Source organism: Paenibacillus terrisolis, assembly GCF_056171975.1.
Genome location: NZ_JBKFGG010000001.1, coordinates 431,134 through 448,124 on the forward strand (window position 1 = coordinate 431,134; position 16,991 = coordinate 448,124).

Here is a 16,991-nt window from a genome sequence, read left to right on the forward strand (position 1 = left end):
CACGGCTCCTTTCCTTCCTGACCGTTACTCCTTGCTGGCGCCAAGCATGATTCCCTTCATAAAAAAGCGCTGCACGAACGGATACACCGCAACCAGCGGAAGAATCGCAATGATGATGCCGGCCATTTTGACGTTGGTCGTAATGATATAATTGCTCGAAACGCTGCTTGTATCGACGATCAGCGATTTCAAAGCGACTTGCAGCGTGTATTTCATGCTGTCGTTAATAAAAATAAGCGGTGCGGTGAACATGTTCCAGCGGTTCACGAATTCGAACAGCGAGATGGTAGCGAGTCCCGGTGCGGCCAGCCTCATATAAATGGTGTAAATCCAGAATTCACCGGCTCCGTCGATTCTCGCCGCTTCGGCAATTTCAAAGGGGATGCTCATAAAGAAGTTCCTCATCAGCAGAATCGAAAAACCGGATACGAGTCCCGACAGCACAAGCACCGCCAAGGTATTAATAAGATGAAAGTCCTTGTTGACGACGTACAGCGGAATGAGTACCGCTTCCTGGGGAATCATCATCGTAATCAGCACGAACGTAACCATCAGCTTCTTCCCCGGAACCCGGGGTTGAACCAGCACATACCCGGCCAGCGAGGACAGCAGCACATGCAGCAGCGTCCCGGACAGCGTCACGACGGCGCTGTTCATGAACGGCCGCCACAGATCAAGGCTCTCCCAAATCGTGCGGTATCCTTCCGTGCTGAATTCCTGCGGCAGCAAAACGATATTCGGCTGCATCGATGCAAAGCCGGAAGAGAACGAAAGCGATATAACATTTAGAAAAGGAATGATCATGGTCAGCATGAGCAGCAGCAAAAACAATCCGTTTACGGCGTCGAACAGCCGGTTCTTCCAGCCGGCGCGTTCGAACCGCTCCATTCCCGTCATTTAGCCCACCTCGTCGAATCGGGTTATTTTCCGGACGAACAAAGTCAGCGCCAAAGTGAATACCAGCACCATGAAGCTGGCCGCAGCCGCTACGCCGATCTGCATATCCATGATCCCTTTTTGGAACGTGTACATCATCAGTACGTCGACATCCGGAGAAGTCGAAGGGTTCCTCAATACAAAAACTTGATCAAAAATTCTCAACACGCCCAGCGTATTCAGCAAAAAAACAACTTTCATCGTCCCTGACAGCTGCGGAATCGTGACATACTTGACCTGCTGCAAGCGCGATGCTCCATCCATTCGCGCCGCTTCATACAATGAAGGATTGATCGACACGATCCCGGCTAGGAACAAAATGCAGTTATATCCCATGTCCTTCCACGTCGCCACCAGAATCATGACCCATCTGGCCCAAAAAGCGTCCGCCAAATAGTGGATCGGGGGCAGATGGAGCCAGCGCTGCAGCAGCAGATTCACAAGACCCGTGTCCGGGGAAAGCAGGAAGATCCACATTCCCCCGACAACCACCCAGGACAGCAAATGAGGAATATAAAGCAGCATTTGCGCCGTTTTTTTGAAGCGGGCGTGCAGCACTTCGTTCAAAGACAGCGCGATCAGCAGCGGCGCCGCAAAACCAAAAACCAGGATGCCTCCGCCGATAACCAGCGTGTTGGCCAGCGACTTCCAGAAAAAAGGGTCGTGCCAAACCTGCGCGTAATTGGCCATTCCGTTAAATGGACGGTCACCCATCAGCCGGTATTCCTGAAAGCTGAGCTCCAGGCCTTTGATAAGCGGGTAATATCCATAGATCAAAAAGTAAACGACGACAGGCAGCATCATCAAATAAAGAGCGCCATACTTCCGAAGCGCATTCATTGCTTCATCACATCCTGACCGGGCCAAGCCGTTTATTCGTCGATGAGGTTTGCCGCCTTAAGCTCCTTCTGCATTTGTTTCACGGCATCCGAGGCCGGCATTTGACCGGACATGGCCTTCAGCGCATAATTCTGAACGATTTTTTCGGCGTCGCTCCATTCCGGCAGCGACAGCTCCAGCGTTGCGTACTGCTTCGCCAAATCTTGAGCCTCTTGAACCCCAGGCAGTTTGGGGAATTTCGGCTTCACGTTTTCGTTGTACCAAAACGGAACGCCATGGTCCATGTTGTGTTCCTTGCCTTCATCCGTCAAGGTATACTTGTCGCCGTCTTTCGTGTAATCTTCGCCTTCTATCCCCAAGCTTCCCAAAGTAATTCCTTCTTCCGTATGCCAGAATTCAAGGAATTTCTTGGCCGCATCGGAATGTTCCGCATTCGCCGGCATCATCCAATAATCGGGGTCTCCGCGGCGCATGAGCAGCGTACCGTCAGGACCCGGCGCACTTGCAAGCCCCTCAGCCAGGAACGTAGTGTTCGGATCCGCTTCTTTTCGCGTGCTGTTGAACATGCCTACCCAAGCGTCCCAATATGTGACCATGCCGACGCGGTCGGTCAGGAACAGGTTGCGCATTTTTCCCGTATCGTTGGTCACGAAGTTCGGATCCATGATGCCTTCCTTCACCAGTTTGGCAAACCATTCGTACATGGGAACAGCGGCGTCGGAAGCGTAAGGAATCGTGCGTTTTCCATCCTTCATCACATAGCGGTATTTAAGTCCGGCCGCGCTCATGAAGCCCTGGATATCGTAAAGTCCGGAAGTGCTGAGCCCGTAAGTGTCGTCTTTTCCGTTCCCGTCCGGATCCCGCTCCTTGAAGGCTTTCAGGACGTTGTAGTAATCGTCCAGCGTTTTGGGCTCCTGCAGTTGCAGCTTGTCCAGCCAGTCTTTACGTACGATAGGCATCGTTCCGCCCTGGAATTTGGAGAACACGGCGTAAATTTTGCCGTCGTCGCCTTTCAATTGATCCCATTCATCGGTCGGAATCACCGATGGATCGGAGAGTTGACTCGACCCTTGTACGAAATCGGTCAAATCCGTCAGCACGCCCTGTTTAACGAAGCCGTTCAGCTTCCCAAGGTCGCTGCCTTCGATGAGGTCGTATTTTTCGCCGGAACCCAGCACGGTCAACACCTTCTGGTCGTAATCGCTGGCTGGACGTTCGAGGGTCACGTCAATTCCCGTCAACCGTTTGATTTCCGCTTCGAATTTCGCGTTTTCCTCCGGCGTTTTGCCGCCAACGTTTGCCGATAGAATGCGGAGTTTCATCTCGCCGCTTCCCGCTCCCTGATTGGCATCCGCCGACGCGTTGTTTTGGGTCTCTCCGGCCGGCGCCCCCGTATTCGTCGCCGAATTTCCGCAAGCCGAAAGCAGCATGGAGCCGGCCACCATAAATGCAAATAATCCACGTAATTTATATTTCACCGTAACTTTTCCTCCTTAAAATAGGCCTCAGGTTCATGTTTCTTGGGTTTTCGGGTTAAGCTTTGCCGGATTTGCGCAAGAGTCGCGCACAATAAGCTCCGCCGGGATGAGCGTTCTTTTGGCCAAGCGTTTGTTCGCTTCAAGCTGCTCGAGCAGCAAGAGCACCGACTCCGTCCCGAGCCGCTCGGCATGAAGGCGAACCCCGGTCAGCGCAGGAACAAATTCATGTGCGGTAGGACCGTCATAACTGAAGGAAAGCACCGACAAATGCTCAGGGATGGATAATCCCATCTCCTCCGCGGCCTGGTAAACGCCAAGCGCCATCGCATCCGTATCGGTGATGATCGCCGTGATTTCGGGATTCTCCCGGAGCGAAGCCAGAGCCGTTTCGTAACCGAAGGATTGCGCCAAATCGATCTCATCCGGCTTATGGACGATCATTTGCTTCGGCGCGTCCAATCCCGCTTGAGCGAACGCATTCAGATATCCCAACCCGCGATCGACGGCCACCGTCCGGTCGACCGGCGCATTGAGGAACAAAATACTCCGGTGCCCCAAAGCAATCAGGTACTCGGTCGCTTTGGCCGCGATCCCGATATTGTCGTTGTCCACGTAGCAAACGCGGGAACGATCCTCATCCGAAGGACGTCCGACTACGACAATAGGCAAATCCCGTTCCAGGCAATCCTTGATTCGAGGGTCTCCGGTAACGGCGTCGAGAATGACTTCTCCGTCAACCGGATCGGAGACAAGATGCTCTACTTGGTTTAAATAGGACGAGGACAAGGTGTTGATTAAAAGCCGATACCCCCGTTCATAGCACACGGGAAGTACTCCGTTCAGCAGCGAGTATTGAAACTGGTTCAGCTTCGCCGCTTTTTCCCCCCTCATATTGAGGCCGATAATGCGCGTCGTTTTGTTTACCAGGCTGCGGGCCCAATAATTCGGCCGATAATTCAGTTCCTTCGCCACCTGGATGACATGTTCGGTAACTTCTTTGCTGATCGGTCTTTTCTTGCTGAAAACGCTGGAGACGGTGCTTTTGGATACCCCCGCCGCCTTGGCTACATCGTCAATAGTTGCCAATATCAATCGTTCCTTTCGAGTCGTACTAGTACGTCTAATACATTAAACCGGTTTTGTTAAATACATTTTCATGACAGTGTCTTATTGTGTAAAAACAAGCATTCGGACGATTAATTTGCCTTACATTCGCTTAATAATGTAAAATATAAGAACGCATGTGCGTTAAACCGCTTTAATTGATCATTCTCAAAATAAAAAGAGCCCCCCGCTTGGAAGCTCTTTTTCATAAATCGAAGTTTTTCGTTTTTTCATTTCCATAAAGCGATTATAGGCTGCTCAGCTTGTCCGCAACTTTCCGGTAGTGAGGGACCTCTACTCCGTGCTGTCCGGCCAGGCGGATCACATCGAAAATCAGCTCGTTCGCTTCGGTGCTTTTGCCGGCATCGAGATCCTTTTGCATGGAAGCGGTCGAATCGGCATTAAGGCCGGCCAATATATCCAGATTTTCCGCTACCATACCGGAGCTCGGCGAAACGCCAAGCGCCTCTCCTACCTGCCCGAGTTCTTGCAGCAGCGAGATGAACGTGTCGCGCGGTTCGCCGATCTGCTGCAGCTTGCCCGCAGGTACGCCATAATAGGCTCCACATGCCGCAAAAGCGGAAATAAACGTAAACTTGCGGAAAATATCACGTTTGATGTTGTCCGAGAGAACGGCTTCGATGCCCGCCTGCTCCAGATCGGACCGGATTTGGAGCAACACGTCCATATCGGCCGCCGTACTTTCATCCGGTCCGAAAACTACGCGGAAAAGCTGCACGCTCTGCGTGATTTCACCGGGCGCCGTAATAAATGCGCTGATATACACGCAGCCGTCCAAAACCGTGATGCCGGGCAGAGCCCGCCCCAGCCTCTCTCCCGCACTGAGTCCGTTTAAAATAGGGATGACAACCGTCTTATCGTGGGCCGCCTTTTGAATGGTCAAGACCGCCTCATCCAGCGAATATCCCTTTACGCATACAAATATCACGTCGTATTTGCCGAAACTGTCATCCGCGCCGTAGGCCTTGGCGTTATTCACCCGGACGAGTCCGCGTTCCGACGAGCGGATAATCAGCCCCTTTTCCCGAATCGCTTTTAAATGCTCCCCTCTTGCGATGAGAGACACGTCTTGTCCGCTCTGCGCCAAATACCCGCCGATGCATCCTCCGGTACCGCCCGTTCCTACAATCAAATATTTCATGAAATGAGTTCCCCTTTCCAGCCGTGTTAGGATACTTGTCTCCTATAGGCTATTCCAAGTTCAACTCATACGTCAATTCCAACAGCCGTCTGCCCCACATTTGTCGGAGCTGCTCCGCGACCCTGCGGAACCCCGCCCTCGTGTACATTCCGATTGCCGTTTCCTGATCCTCCGTCGTTTCGAGAAACACCGTCCGGAATCCCCGCTCCCGGCAGTAGCGCATCGCCTCCTCCAGCAGCTTTCGGCCAAGTCCGGTGCCGCGATACTGCGGAAGCACGAGGAACCAGCGAAGCTGGGCTCTTTCCGGCGTGTGACCCACGATCGCAATCGCGCCGACGATATTTCCGTTGGCTTCGGCTAGCCAGAACCGGTCTTTATCGGAGTTGTACTTTTGGAAGAAGTCATAAAACGTTTTGCAAACATATCCTTCAAATTCGTAATTATAGCCAAGCTCCCGATAAAGCATGCCATGCAGATAGATCAAATAACCCGCATCCCCCGGCTTCAGTTCGGTGCGAATCTCGATTTTGTCCGGCGGGATAACCGGCTTATCCGACAACGTCCGCTCGATTGTATTCATTCCGGCGATCAGATCCCGCTGCTCATTTTCCGGCAATCGGCTCACCATCCGGTTGATTTGCCCGTTCGACAGCTCGTCGAGCCGGGAAAGCGTTTCTTTCCCTTTATCGGTCAAATATAAATAATACAGGCGTCCATCCTCTCCGGACTGTTCCCTGTAGGACAAGCCAAGCTTGTCGAAGCGCTTGATCATACGGCTGAGATAACCCGGGTCCATCCCGAGCTCGGTGGCCAGCATTTTGGCGGTGCAGTTCTCCCGATGCCCGATCTCATACAGCACGCGGGCTTCCGATAGCGAGAACTCGCTGTTTAACATGTGCTGATCGAGCAGCCCTAGAACGTTCGTATAAAAGCGGTTGAACCTGCGAACCGCGTAGACGGTTGGATTATTGACGGAATTCATGGGGAGTCCTCCTTCTCCGCTGGTATTGCGTGAACCTATCATAATCCAGTTAGTTGACTTAGTCAAATAATTAATTTGACGGAGTCAAGTTGTGTTTCAAAAAGAAAAAGCCATCCCTGGATGGCTTCTAGGCTGTTGAGAGAATCGCTTCAATTTTTTGAATGAAAAAAATACCGACTCTCTTAACTGCCTGATTTTTACAGTACAATGGCTAATCGCCCAAGTATCGGCCCAAAAAATCCGGCTCGGACAAAATGGACGGACCGAACTTTTGGCTATTGGGCAAAATTAAGAACATGCCTGCAAAAGTGCAACTATGTAAATGTTAATTGGCTTCCCTATTCTGCAAAAATAGTCCGAAAATGGTGTCAAGTTATTCGTCAAACGCGGTTAATGCCACCGGAAGGGCCTCGATCACCGCATTTCCGACTGCGGGCAGCCCCACCAGAACACTGCCGATCACTTCTTCCCGCGACGCCCCCAGCGCTTTCGCCTGCTTGACGTGAAACGGGATCCCGCCGGTGAGACGGGCCGAAGCCAACACCGCCAGATAAGCCAGCTCTTCGGTTTTCTTGTCCAGCCGGCTTGCGGCGTCCAGCTCGCGGACCAATGCCATCCACGCTTCCTGCTGCCGCGGAGCTTCCTTGGCAAATGCCATAAAGGAATTACTTACATTCATAACTTATCCTCCTGATTATGAAAGTGTTTTATGGAAAGCCTTCAATTCCCGCTTGACATCATCCGGCAGGTGATGCCAGCGGACTCCTTCGATGGCTCCTTCAAGAGCATACAGCGCACTGAGACAGCAGCCGGGGTCCTTTAGTCTTAGCCTCAAAAAAGCTTCCTTGCATCCGAGATCGGCCAGTTGCTGCGGCGTATCGACACCGGCCTCTTTCAGCTTTCTCTCCATCACCGTGCTGATATTATGAAGATCACTTAGCGCCGCCATCTTCTTTATTCCCCTTCGCGGCCCATCTCCCGCCAGGCGGGCAGCTTGGACATCATGGCGCGGGCGGCCGTTTTGGCGGCCAGCGGGTCCAACCCCTGAGTCCTTACCATAAACCCGGATAAGGACTCCAGCTTCTCCTCATAAGACTGCATCGATCCGTCCGGACGTGCGCAATGCACGCAGTAATCCTTTTCGGGATCCCCCATGGCAAAATCGGATGTTTCTCTCATCGGCATTCCGCAAGCAATGCAGGTTTTCATTTGAATACACTCTCCTTTGGTTTTGTCATTGCGTCTATATAAGTTGAACCAGAAGTTTCGCTGCAAGGGCAGCCGTGTGCTTTTCTTTAGTTCAACTTAATTTCACACTCTTACCATTTGGCTTTTCTTTAGTTCAACTTTTATCGCTTTTGCACATGATCAAGCCGAGATAATGCTCCAGCAGTTCGTCCCCATACCGCTTCAGGACGGAGCCGCCCGGGGCGAACAAATCGTTGTTGGCCAGATAATAATGGATCAGCCCGATCCATGTATTGAACAGCAGGTGCTGCGGAATGTTTTGAATCAGCCCCTCCTGCATCTCCCGTTCCGCGGCCTGGCTGATGTGCAAAGACATCGACGACTGAATCGCGGTTAACGTATACCTTACGCTTTCCGGCAGCAGACGGCCTTCGATCACCAATCTGGTGTAAAATTCCTCGAACTCCGACAGTCCGGCAAGATGCGCGCTGAGCATATCGCGGAGACTGCTGCCTTTTGCGGCCAGCTCATGCAGTCTGGCGGAGACCCGCAAACCGAATTCTTCGATCACGGCTTCCAACAAGATCTCCTGTGCGGGAAAATGCGCAAATACCGTCCCGTGGGATACGCCGGCCGATTTGGCGATCTCGGAGGTTGGGGTGGCGGTTAGCCCATTTTGAGCGAACAAAACCATGGCCGTTTCGATGATCTTTCGCCTGGTTTGCTCTTTCTGCATCTGTCGCCGCGTTTTAACCTGTTTTGGGTGCGAATCCGAATTGTTCATTTCGTTGACTCCATACTCAATGACTTTAAACTCAATATATTCTTCTCCAGCGAAAAAGTCAAGCGCCCCAATAACGCCAAAAGGAGCTGCCTCAAACGCAACTCCTTTCGCTTGGTTGATGAGACAACTCATTTCATGAATGAATCGGCTAAAATGAGGAAATGGCGGTGCCGGGAAAGATCCCTATGCACCGCCATTTCTTCATTTTAGTTTATTGTTGCCCTTCTTGAGCAGAAGCTAATTATCTGGTTCGGTTAACGCCGTCCCCAAACACGGCTTTCCTCCGACACTTCTTAAAATAGCGACCTTTTAAAGCCTTATTCCACTGGAGAAGCCTCATTCTGAATGAATAGCGCCTTTTTATGGCCTTATTTCTTCAGAAGGGTTCCTTTCCTCCTCGACTCTGGACGTTTTGCCGAAAATAGGACCATTTTGCACCGCTATTTTTAGGAAAACGCGATTTTGGGGTGAAATAAGGCCATTTTGTACCGTTATTTGAGAACGCTATTCGAGAGCGCTTCGAGAAAAGCCGCTTGCCGTTGATTGATGATTTCAGGCCAAAACCAGGACAGCCCCATTCAGCAAAAAGAAAAGTATGCCAGGCTCGAACTCAGTTGAGCACGATCAGCTTTTTCAGTTAATTGAGCGGTTCGGCAAATGAGCCAATTTGCTTCCGGGACAACCTCTTCTTCCAAGAATGCGTTAAATATCAAATACGCTGCGAACCGTCAGCTGCCGGCTCAACTCTTTCAGCGAATACGGCTTGCTCATATCCGATTTTGCGATGGTAACGTTTTTCTGCGTTCCGGCGGACAGATCAAAGTAGTTGTCGCTGAATATCGCATCAAGCCCTGGGAAATCCAGCTCCACGAACCGGGCGTAAGCTTTAGCTCCAAGCGTTACGATGAAGCGGTCTTCTTCTTCCTTGACCACGGCCGTAATTTCGGGATCGACGAAGCGGAAATGCTTCGGCTTCACGAACAGCACGGTGCCTGAGCCCACGACCTCTCCATCGACGACAAAAGCATACTCGAAATAGGTTTCCCGTTTCTTTTCCTTGGTATCCAGGGTCTCGGCAAAGTCCAGCTGTTCCAGCTCCGCCGATGTAAAGGCGGCGATTTCCACCGTTTTCTCGGAATGCTGCAGAACTTCCGACCGCGAATTGCGCAGTTTCCAAATCAACTGGCCTTGGACCGGCTGCTTGCTTTCATTGGAGACATGCAATGAAACCTTCGTTCCTTCGTCGCAGGCCGATACGAGAATCGGGGCAAAAAACCGCTTGGCTTCATACTGCAAAGCCTTCCAACGCCCGAAATAATCGATGCTTGACCAGGAAGCCACCGGCCAGCAGTCGTTAAGCTGCCAGTACAAGGCCCCCATGCAGCGACCGCGGTTTCTGCGCCAATGCTCGACGCCGCACCGCATGCCTTCCGCCTGAATGAGCTGGGAAGCGTACAGCAGCGAAGAGAAGCTTTTGGGATACCGGTAAGTTTCCCCAATGTAATACAGGATCTTTTCGTTCCCGGTGCCGTTCTTTTGATGGGATTCCATCACATAGGAGAAAATATTGCGATCCTCCGGCAAAGTAAAGGTCTCGATCGTCTTCAGCGAAGGGAAGGACTGGAGACCAAACTCCGACATATAACGCGGGAAAAGGGTCCGGTATTCGGTAAACGGCTTCTTCCCGTGCCATACGTCCCAATAATGCATGTCTCCGTAATTCTCGTCGTTCGGTTTGTCGAAGCTGCCCTTCGAAGATGGCGAAGCGCGCCAGTAAAAGGTATTCGGATCGATTTCCTTGGCGATTTCGGGCAAAAGCACTTCATACATTTTAATGTAATCGGCTTGCAGCTGCAGGGAAGTCTGTTCAGCCCAGTTCCATTCGTCCCAGGCCAGCTCCTGCTCGTTGTTCCCGCACCACAAGCCGAGGGAAGCATGGTGGCGAAGCCGTTTCATATTATCGATCGTCTCGTGCGTAATGTTCTCTTTGAATTCGTCGGTCAATTCATACACGCCGCAGGCATACAGATGATCCTGCCAGACGACGATTCCGTATTCATCGCACAGATCGTAGAAGTAGTCTTCGGGATAATGGCCGCCGCCCCATACGCGAATCGTGTTGAAGTTGGCGTCGGCGCAGCTTTTGATCAGGCGCTCCGTCCGTTCCCGGCTGCGGCGCGGAAAAATGTTGTCCTCGGGGATATAGTCGGCGCCCATGGAGAAGAACGGAATTCCGTTGACTACAAACTGGAACGATTCTCCCCATTTATCCTCTTCCTGCAGCACGGTGATCGTTCTGAGCCCGATTTTCATCTCCCGGCGATTCAGAATATGTCCTTCCTCGGCCAGTTCCACTTCAAGGAGATACAGCGGCTGCTCGCCAAGATTATGCGGCCACCACAGCTCGGGATCCTTAATTTCAAGCGTAAGATGATGATCGGCTCCCTTGATTTCAAACGTGCGGGTTTCCAGCGTTTCCTTGGCCGGGGTCTGCACCTTCACGATAATTTCCCGGGGAGCGTCGGACCACGATTCCGTCCGAACCCGGACATCCAGAGTGACCTGATTCGGCTCGTGATTTTGCGTTACATAAACATCGTCAATCCGGGCTTCGTCGTATCCCCGGATCGAAATGTTTCTCCAGATTCCGAGGTCCGGCAATTGAGGGCCCCAATCCCATCCGAACATGGAATGCGCCTTGCGCAAATGGGAAATGCCCGGAACCGCGTCGGCGCAGCCGATCAGCGGACGTTCCGCTTGCTTGCGAAGCACGTATTCCACCGGGGAACGCAAAATGACATGGATTTCATTTTCTCCGGTTACGAGCCATGGCTTGATGTCAACTTCATAGGTTCTATGCATATTATCGCTGTTCAGCACATTTTTTCCATTGATGAACAACTCGGCCAGGGTATCCAGCCCTTCGCACAGCAGCAAGACCCGGTCATGATCCAAAACGCCGCCGCCCACTTCAAAGGTTCTTTGATATTCGTAATCGTACTTCGTCAATTCCAGCACTTCATACTCTTGGTCACGCCAAAACGGATCAGGCATTTTGTCGGCCTGGAGCAGATCGTTATAGACGGAGCCAGGTACGGTAGCCTCCAGCCAGTCGGACTGATCCAATCGTTTCATTTGCCAAGCTCCATTCAAATCGATAAGCAGCACGGTTGATTCCTCCTATTGTACTTTTTTCTTGCCTGCATGTCTTGATTGTATCAAAGGAATCGCTTTCATTCTTGTATTGTGTTCACCCAAGTCATGTGCTATTTTAACATCATCAAGTATCGGAAAGGGGAATCATCTTGATCGTTTACGCCGAGGAAAACCACATCGATCCGGAGCTGCTGGTCAATCCGTTTTGGGTCGAATCCCTGTCCCAGGTCTCTCCGGAGCACACCCATGATTTTTTTTATGAGTTTTTCGCGATCAGCGAAGGGGAATGCATCCACATCGTTAACGGACAGACCCAGCTGCTTAAAGCGGGCTGCCTTGTGTTCATGCGTCCGGACGACATCCATAGATACGAACATAATGGGGAATCCGACTGCCGTTTTTTGAACGTGCCCTGCCGCTCCGGCTTCATTCGCGAAGCCTTTGCCTATCTAAACGAAGAGTACATGTCCGCGCTGCTGACCTCGCCCCTCCCGCCAGTCGCCATGCTGTCGGAGACGGATATTGCGGAATTCGTCCGGCATTTCGAGCATGTCAGAATGCTCGGCACAATCGATAAAATGAAAGCCCGGATTTATGTTAAAGGCGTACTGATCGATCTGCTCACCCGGTATTTCTTCACCCCGGAAAACATCCGGAAGCCGGAGATACCGCTTTGGCTCGAGCATGCTCTGGCGAAAATGCAGCTCAAGGACAATATGCTCCGCGGACTGGAAGCACTCTACGAACTATCCGGAAGAAGCCCCGGGCATGTCAACAGGGCCTTTCGCCAATACCTGCAGCAGACGCCTACGGAATATATCAATCGGCTGAAGCTTGCCGTCGCCCGCAATTTGCTGATCACTACCGAGCTTCGCGTCGTGGAGATCGCCCTTGAATCCGGGTTCGATAACGTCAGCCATTTCTATCATCAGTTCAAAAAATTTTATAATCAAGCTCCTTTGGACCTGCGAAAAAACAAAAACACGAGGGATTAACGGGCAAAGCGGGTCACCTCTATTTCATATGAGCGAATTTCTTTGATTTTGGCGTTTTTGGCGGAGCCGTTAAAGCGGTATACATGGCTAAAAGCGATGGTTTTGCCGTCCTTAAAGCGAAGGGCGCCGTCGGCCGAACCCGAAGGGCCGTGGGTAATTAGGCTGCTGATGACCAACTCCTCCGCCTTTGCCCCCTTTCTTCCCTCAAGCATGTCCGCCACTTCGGCTTTCCCTAGGAACACCTCGCCGCCGGCCATTTCCCAGCGAATATCCTCCGCAAGGTGTTCCATGATTAACTCGACACTCTCGGCGCTATTGGCGGCAAACGCCAGATTGAAATCCTTGAGCAGCGCTTTTTTCGGCGCATTCCCGCAGTCCTCGCCGCAAATGATTTTGATGGAACCGGCTTGGCGGCTTTCATTCATCACTGAGTCTCCCCTTTCGTTAATGTGATCAAAAAATTCCAATTCCAATTTACCATATATAAGCAAAAAAGATCGAGCTTCTGGAAACCGCGCGTTTCCCTGAAACTCGATCTTCTTATTGCGTAAACTATCTAATTAGCCCTTAACCGCCGATCCGACCGTCATGGCTCTTTCCACCTGTTCACTGAAGAATAAATATACGATAATCATCGGCAGCGACGCAATTGTCATGACCGCTCCCATACCGCCCCAGTCGGTGCTGTACTGCCCTTGGAAGAACAGCAGGCCCAGCGGCAGCGTCTTCATGGCTTCATCCGAAATCAAAATATAAGCGAGCGTGAACTCGTTCCAATTGCTCAAAAATTCAAAGATGGCAACCGTGGCAATGGCCGGCAGCACCATAGGCATCACGACCTGCAGGAACAGCCGGTAAACGTTGGCTCCGTCCATGCAGGCGGCTTCCTCCACCTCGTTTGGAATCCCGCGCATATATCCGTAAAAAATCATCGACGAAAAAGGAAGTCCCATGGCGACATACGGAACAATCAGCGCTCCCCACGTATTGGTCAAATGAAAATCCCGCACGAGAATGGCCAGAGGGATCATAATAACCTGAAGCGGAATGAACATGCCGATCAGCATGTATATGCGCGCGACCCCGCTGAATTTCCAGGTGAGCCGGGTTACCGCGAACGAAAACATCAGCGATAATATCAGAATAAATGCAGTGGACACCGCCGTAACTACAATACTGTTGGTAAAATACCGCGGAATATTGAATTGCGACCAGGCCGTTACATAGTTTTCAAAGCGAAAATGGGTCGGCAATCCGAACGGGTTGGTCACGAAAATTTCGTCGTTGTTTTTCAGCGAATACGAAATCATCCAAACGAGCGGATACACCGAAACGATAAAATAAATCCACAGCGGAATTTGGTAAATGGCGCTTAACGCTTTTTTCATGTTCGTTCTCCTTTCTGTCTATGCCACGTCGCCGCGATCGAACGCTTTATTGATAATCAGCGTGGCCAGGAGCGATATGATCACCAAAACCACCGCTACGGCGCATGCATAGCCGTAGTTGCTTTCCAGGAAGGCATAACGGTAAACCATAAAGGTCAGCGTGTAGTTGCTCGTTCCCGGTCCACCGTTGGTCATGATCAACATTTGCGTAAAGGCGCTGATCCCGCCGGTGATAGCAATCGTAAAGCAGAACTTGTACGTTTCTTTCATTAAAGGCATCGTGACTTTCCAGTGTGCCTTCCACTTGCTGCAGCCGTCGATCGTCGCCGCCTCCATGTATTGCTCCGGAACGGACTTGACGCCGGCATACAGCAGCGCAAATTGATAACCCATAAACTGCCATGCGTTAACGAACGCGATGGCGATAATCGACTGCGTCGATGAGGTTAACCAGTGCTGTTGATAGGAAATACCCAGGAGTTGAAACAGACGGTTGACGAGACCGTTGGTCGGATCGTACGCAGCAATCCAGAGCTGGCAGACGACCGTCACGGACAACACAACCGGAATAAAGTAAGCGGTCTTCAGCAGTTTGCGTCCCTTGACCTTGGCGTCGGCGCAAACCATAGCCAAAATCGTGCCAAGCCCGATCTGAAACACGACCAGCACCAAAGCAAAAATCCCGCCGTTTTTAAGCGAGGTTTTAAGGAGCGGATCCGTCAGCAAGTCGCGGAAATTGCCCAGCCCGTTAAATGTGGCGTCGCTGAGCCCATCCCAGTTGTAAAAGCTGCGGAAAACGGTTTGCAGCACGGGGTAGATAATGATGACCGTGTAAACCAGCATAGCGGGCAGCAGGAATAAGATAATGGCCGTTTTGTTGCTTAAATATTTTCTCATGGCTCTCCACGGCTCCTTCCCAAATAAAATGAATTCGGTTTAAGAACCCCGGAAGCTCCAAGCTTCAAGCTTGAAGTCCAGGGTTCCCCAAAATTTTTCTCTATTTCTTCAAAGCGCGGTTCATGTTGTTGACGAAATCATCTACCGAGAAGCCGTTAACCATCAGGTTTTGAGCATTATCATCGATGGCGGTACTGATTGCCGTGCTGTTGACTGCCGTTGCGTAACCTTTGGCGTTCGGAAGTACATCTTTAGCCAAACGCTGCATCATGGCAGGCACGTCGGTTGCCGTAATCGGCTTGTCGATCTTCGGAGAAACGATCGGGTTTCCAAGCACCGTGTATTTGTACTCGGCCGATTTCTTCGCGATAAAGGCGGCTACCTTCACGGCAATGTCAACGTTCTTGCTCTTCGGCGAAACCGCATAGCCCATAGGCGAACCTGCTCCGGCCAATTGCAGTTTCATGTTTTCGTAGGTTTGCTCATCCTTGGCAGGCCAAGGCATGAAGTCGACATTGTCGCCCATTTTGGACTGCGAACTGTAAATTTCCCATTGTCCGTTGATCAGCATAGCTGCTTTGCCGGTGTAGAACATCGAAGACGCTTGGTCGTAGTTGGTGTTGGTAGCATTGACGTCGAACAATCCGGCTTCCTGCAGTTTTTTCATTTGTTCAGCAGCCGTTTTGGCGGCTTGCGGCGTTTCGGTCGTTCCGTCTTTCTCGAATACGCCGGTTCCCGCACCGTCCTCACGGGTCAGCAGGGAGTTATACAGCGCGGTGGAAATCCATTTTTCTTTGGCGAAGATCGAAAGCGGCACATAACCTGCGGCTTTCAGCTTCTTGGCAGCGTCGGCAAGCTCGTCGATCGTTTTGATCGGTACTTGGATGCCTACGTCTTGGAAGATTTTCTTGTTGTAATAAAGAAGCTCGAATTCAACGCCCGTATCCGGGAAGGCGTAAATATGGCCGTCCGAAGCAACCAGTTTCGATTCTACGCCGGGATTCAGGTTGGCTTTGTAATCTTTGGCCGCGTCGTAATCGTCAAGAACAAGCACGTTTTGCGATTTGGCGAAGGTTTGCAGCGTACCCCAGTCGGTAAAGAAGATATCCGGCATATTTCCCGTTGCCGCGTAGGTTTTCAATTTTTGATATCCGTCCTGTACTGCAGGATCCAGTTCGATTTCCACGTTTGGCATTTCTTTGGCGAGCTCTTGTACGGCATAATCGAATGGTTTGGAGGTGTCATCGTCAAAATGCTGGGCGTACACTTTTAACTTCACTTTTTCGTTAGCAGCTGCGGCGTTTCCGCCTTCATTGGCCGTTCCGGAGTTTGCTTTGTTGTTGTTCGAAGCGTTTCCTCCTCCGCATGCGGTCAGCGATAAAACCAGCGCGAGTGCGAGTATGCCGGCCCAGGTTTTGTGCCCTCTTGTCTTCATATCTTTTCCCCCTTGAGCTGAATTTGAATGACTGTTATTTCTTTGGTTACGTTTTCATTATAGGTGGGGAGCGCGTTGTTTTTAATGACGAAAACGGGCCGGATGGGTAAAAAACGGGACAATTGCCCCCGTAAAATCGTGACCGCCGAATGCCTCATCAGGTTGTTGTAGGAAGTACATCCCGCTCGGAGAGAAACTCCAAGTTGCTTGTAGTTAATTGCAAAGCCTGCAGCTGAATGAAGCTTTAACCATGGAAGTTGGCGAAACGGATCGCTTAGCTGTAAGAAAATACAATTATCTCCCCGATGAGTGTTGTTTTTGCGAGAAATAACTGTACGAAAGAGTCAATTTCATAATTCAAAACCCGTGAACGGGCAAAATGTTGTATTTCGTGCAGCAATTGCACCATGTTTTGATCAAAATAGCTGATATGTTGTATTTTGTGCAGCATTTCTGACCTTTACGCCCATTTCACAACTATTTTTCGAGAAAATGTTGCACTTTTTACAACTTAGGCTAGCCGTAATCGTCCGGCCCACTCAAAATTTTGCACATTGTGCAACAATTCTTAAGTGGATTTCAGTTTTTCGGGGCCTCCAAGGGGCCAGAGGCTCTTACAGTTACTTTCACTAAATGAGCCTATTCC

16 protein-coding genes are annotated in these 16,991 nt (G+C 51.1%); 1 reads left to right on the forward strand and 15 read right to left on the reverse strand.

What is annotated here, in order from left to right; translation table 11 throughout:
• Positions 1–24 precede the first annotated feature (24 nt).
• The 11 genes from ACI48K_RS01900 to ACI48K_RS01950 all read right to left on the reverse strand — a co-directional run bounded on the left by ACI48K_RS01900 (position 25) and on the right by ACI48K_RS01950 (position 11,642).
• Positions 25–897: a carbohydrate ABC transporter permease gene (locus ACI48K_RS01900; RefSeq protein WP_475025870.1), complete on the reverse strand. Its 873-nt coding sequence runs from the start codon at positions 895–897 to the stop codon at positions 25–27.
• On the reverse strand, positions 898–1,776 hold the full coding sequence (locus ACI48K_RS01905) for an ABC transporter permease subunit (RefSeq protein ID WP_475025871.1): 879 nt from the start codon (positions 1,774–1,776) through the stop codon (positions 898–900).
• A 32-nt stretch (positions 1,777–1,808) separates the two neighbouring features.
• Positions 1,809–3,254: an extracellular solute-binding protein gene (locus tag ACI48K_RS01910; RefSeq protein ID WP_475025872.1), complete on the reverse strand. Its 1,446-nt coding sequence runs from the start codon at positions 3,252–3,254 to the stop codon at positions 1,809–1,811.
• Between the two features lie 33 nt (positions 3,255–3,287).
• A complete protein-coding gene (locus ACI48K_RS01915; RefSeq protein ID WP_475025873.1) occupies positions 3,288–4,340 on the reverse strand; it encodes a LacI family DNA-binding transcriptional regulator in 1,053 nt (350 codons plus the stop codon).
• Between the two features lie 265 nt (positions 4,341–4,605).
• Positions 4,606–5,520, reverse strand: coding sequence for a ketopantoate reductase family protein (locus tag ACI48K_RS01920; protein ID WP_475025874.1), 915 nt, complete (start codon positions 5,518–5,520; stop codon positions 4,606–4,608).
• A 49-nt stretch (positions 5,521–5,569) separates the two neighbouring features.
• Positions 5,570–6,502, reverse strand: a complete 933-nt coding sequence (locus ACI48K_RS01925; protein WP_475025875.1) for a bifunctional helix-turn-helix transcriptional regulator/GNAT family N-acetyltransferase — start codon at positions 6,500–6,502, stop codon at positions 5,570–5,572.
• A gap of 373 nt (positions 6,503–6,875) precedes the next feature.
• Complete coding sequence (locus tag ACI48K_RS01930) at positions 6,876–7,181, reverse strand: carboxymuconolactone decarboxylase family protein (protein WP_475025876.1); 306 nt, start codon at positions 7,179–7,181, stop codon at positions 6,876–6,878.
• Between the two features lie 15 nt (positions 7,182–7,196).
• On the reverse strand, positions 7,197–7,451 hold the full coding sequence (locus tag ACI48K_RS01935; RefSeq protein ID WP_475025877.1) for a TfoX/Sxy family protein: 255 nt from the start codon (positions 7,449–7,451) through the stop codon (positions 7,197–7,199).
• A gap of 5 nt (positions 7,452–7,456) precedes the next feature.
• Positions 7,457–7,711 (reverse strand): zinc ribbon domain-containing protein, encoded by a 255-nt coding sequence (locus tag ACI48K_RS01940; RefSeq protein ID WP_475025878.1) that lies wholly within the window; start codon positions 7,709–7,711, stop codon positions 7,457–7,459.
• A gap of 133 nt (positions 7,712–7,844) precedes the next feature.
• Entirely contained in the window at positions 7,845–8,474 is a 630-nt protein-coding gene (locus ACI48K_RS01945) for a TetR/AcrR family transcriptional regulator (protein ID WP_475025879.1), read from the reverse strand.
• A gap of 702 nt (positions 8,475–9,176) precedes the next feature.
• Positions 9,177–11,642, reverse strand: a complete 2,466-nt coding sequence (locus ACI48K_RS01950; protein WP_475025880.1) for a beta-mannosidase — start codon at positions 11,640–11,642, stop codon at positions 9,177–9,179.
• A gap of 137 nt (positions 11,643–11,779) precedes the next feature.
• Here ACI48K_RS01950 and ACI48K_RS01955 point away from each other — a divergent pair, with 137 nt between their 5' ends.
• Entirely contained in the window at positions 11,780–12,625 is an 846-nt protein-coding gene (locus ACI48K_RS01955; RefSeq protein WP_475025881.1) for a helix-turn-helix domain-containing protein, read from the forward strand.
• On the opposite strand, the gene ACI48K_RS01960 is transcribed toward ACI48K_RS01955, so the two are convergent.
• The 4 genes from ACI48K_RS01960 to ACI48K_RS01975 all read right to left on the reverse strand — a co-directional run bounded on the left by ACI48K_RS01960 (position 12,622) and on the right by ACI48K_RS01975 (position 16,345).
• Complete coding sequence (locus ACI48K_RS01960; protein WP_475025882.1) at positions 12,622–13,050, reverse strand: nuclear transport factor 2 family protein; 429 nt, start codon at positions 13,048–13,050, stop codon at positions 12,622–12,624. The two genes, ACI48K_RS01955 and ACI48K_RS01960, sit on opposite strands and share 4 nt — an antisense overlap.
• A gap of 135 nt (positions 13,051–13,185) precedes the next feature.
• On the reverse strand, positions 13,186–14,013 hold the full coding sequence (locus tag ACI48K_RS01965) for a carbohydrate ABC transporter permease (RefSeq protein WP_475025883.1): 828 nt from the start codon (positions 14,011–14,013) through the stop codon (positions 13,186–13,188).
• 18 nt (positions 14,014–14,031) lie between these two features.
• Complete coding sequence (locus ACI48K_RS01970; protein WP_475025884.1) at positions 14,032–14,910, reverse strand: carbohydrate ABC transporter permease; 879 nt, start codon at positions 14,908–14,910, stop codon at positions 14,032–14,034.
• A 100-nt stretch (positions 14,911–15,010) separates the two neighbouring features.
• Positions 15,011–16,345 (reverse strand): ABC transporter substrate-binding protein, encoded by a 1,335-nt coding sequence (locus ACI48K_RS01975; protein WP_475025885.1) that lies wholly within the window; start codon positions 16,343–16,345, stop codon positions 15,011–15,013.
• Positions 16,346–16,991: the final 646 nt, after the last annotated feature.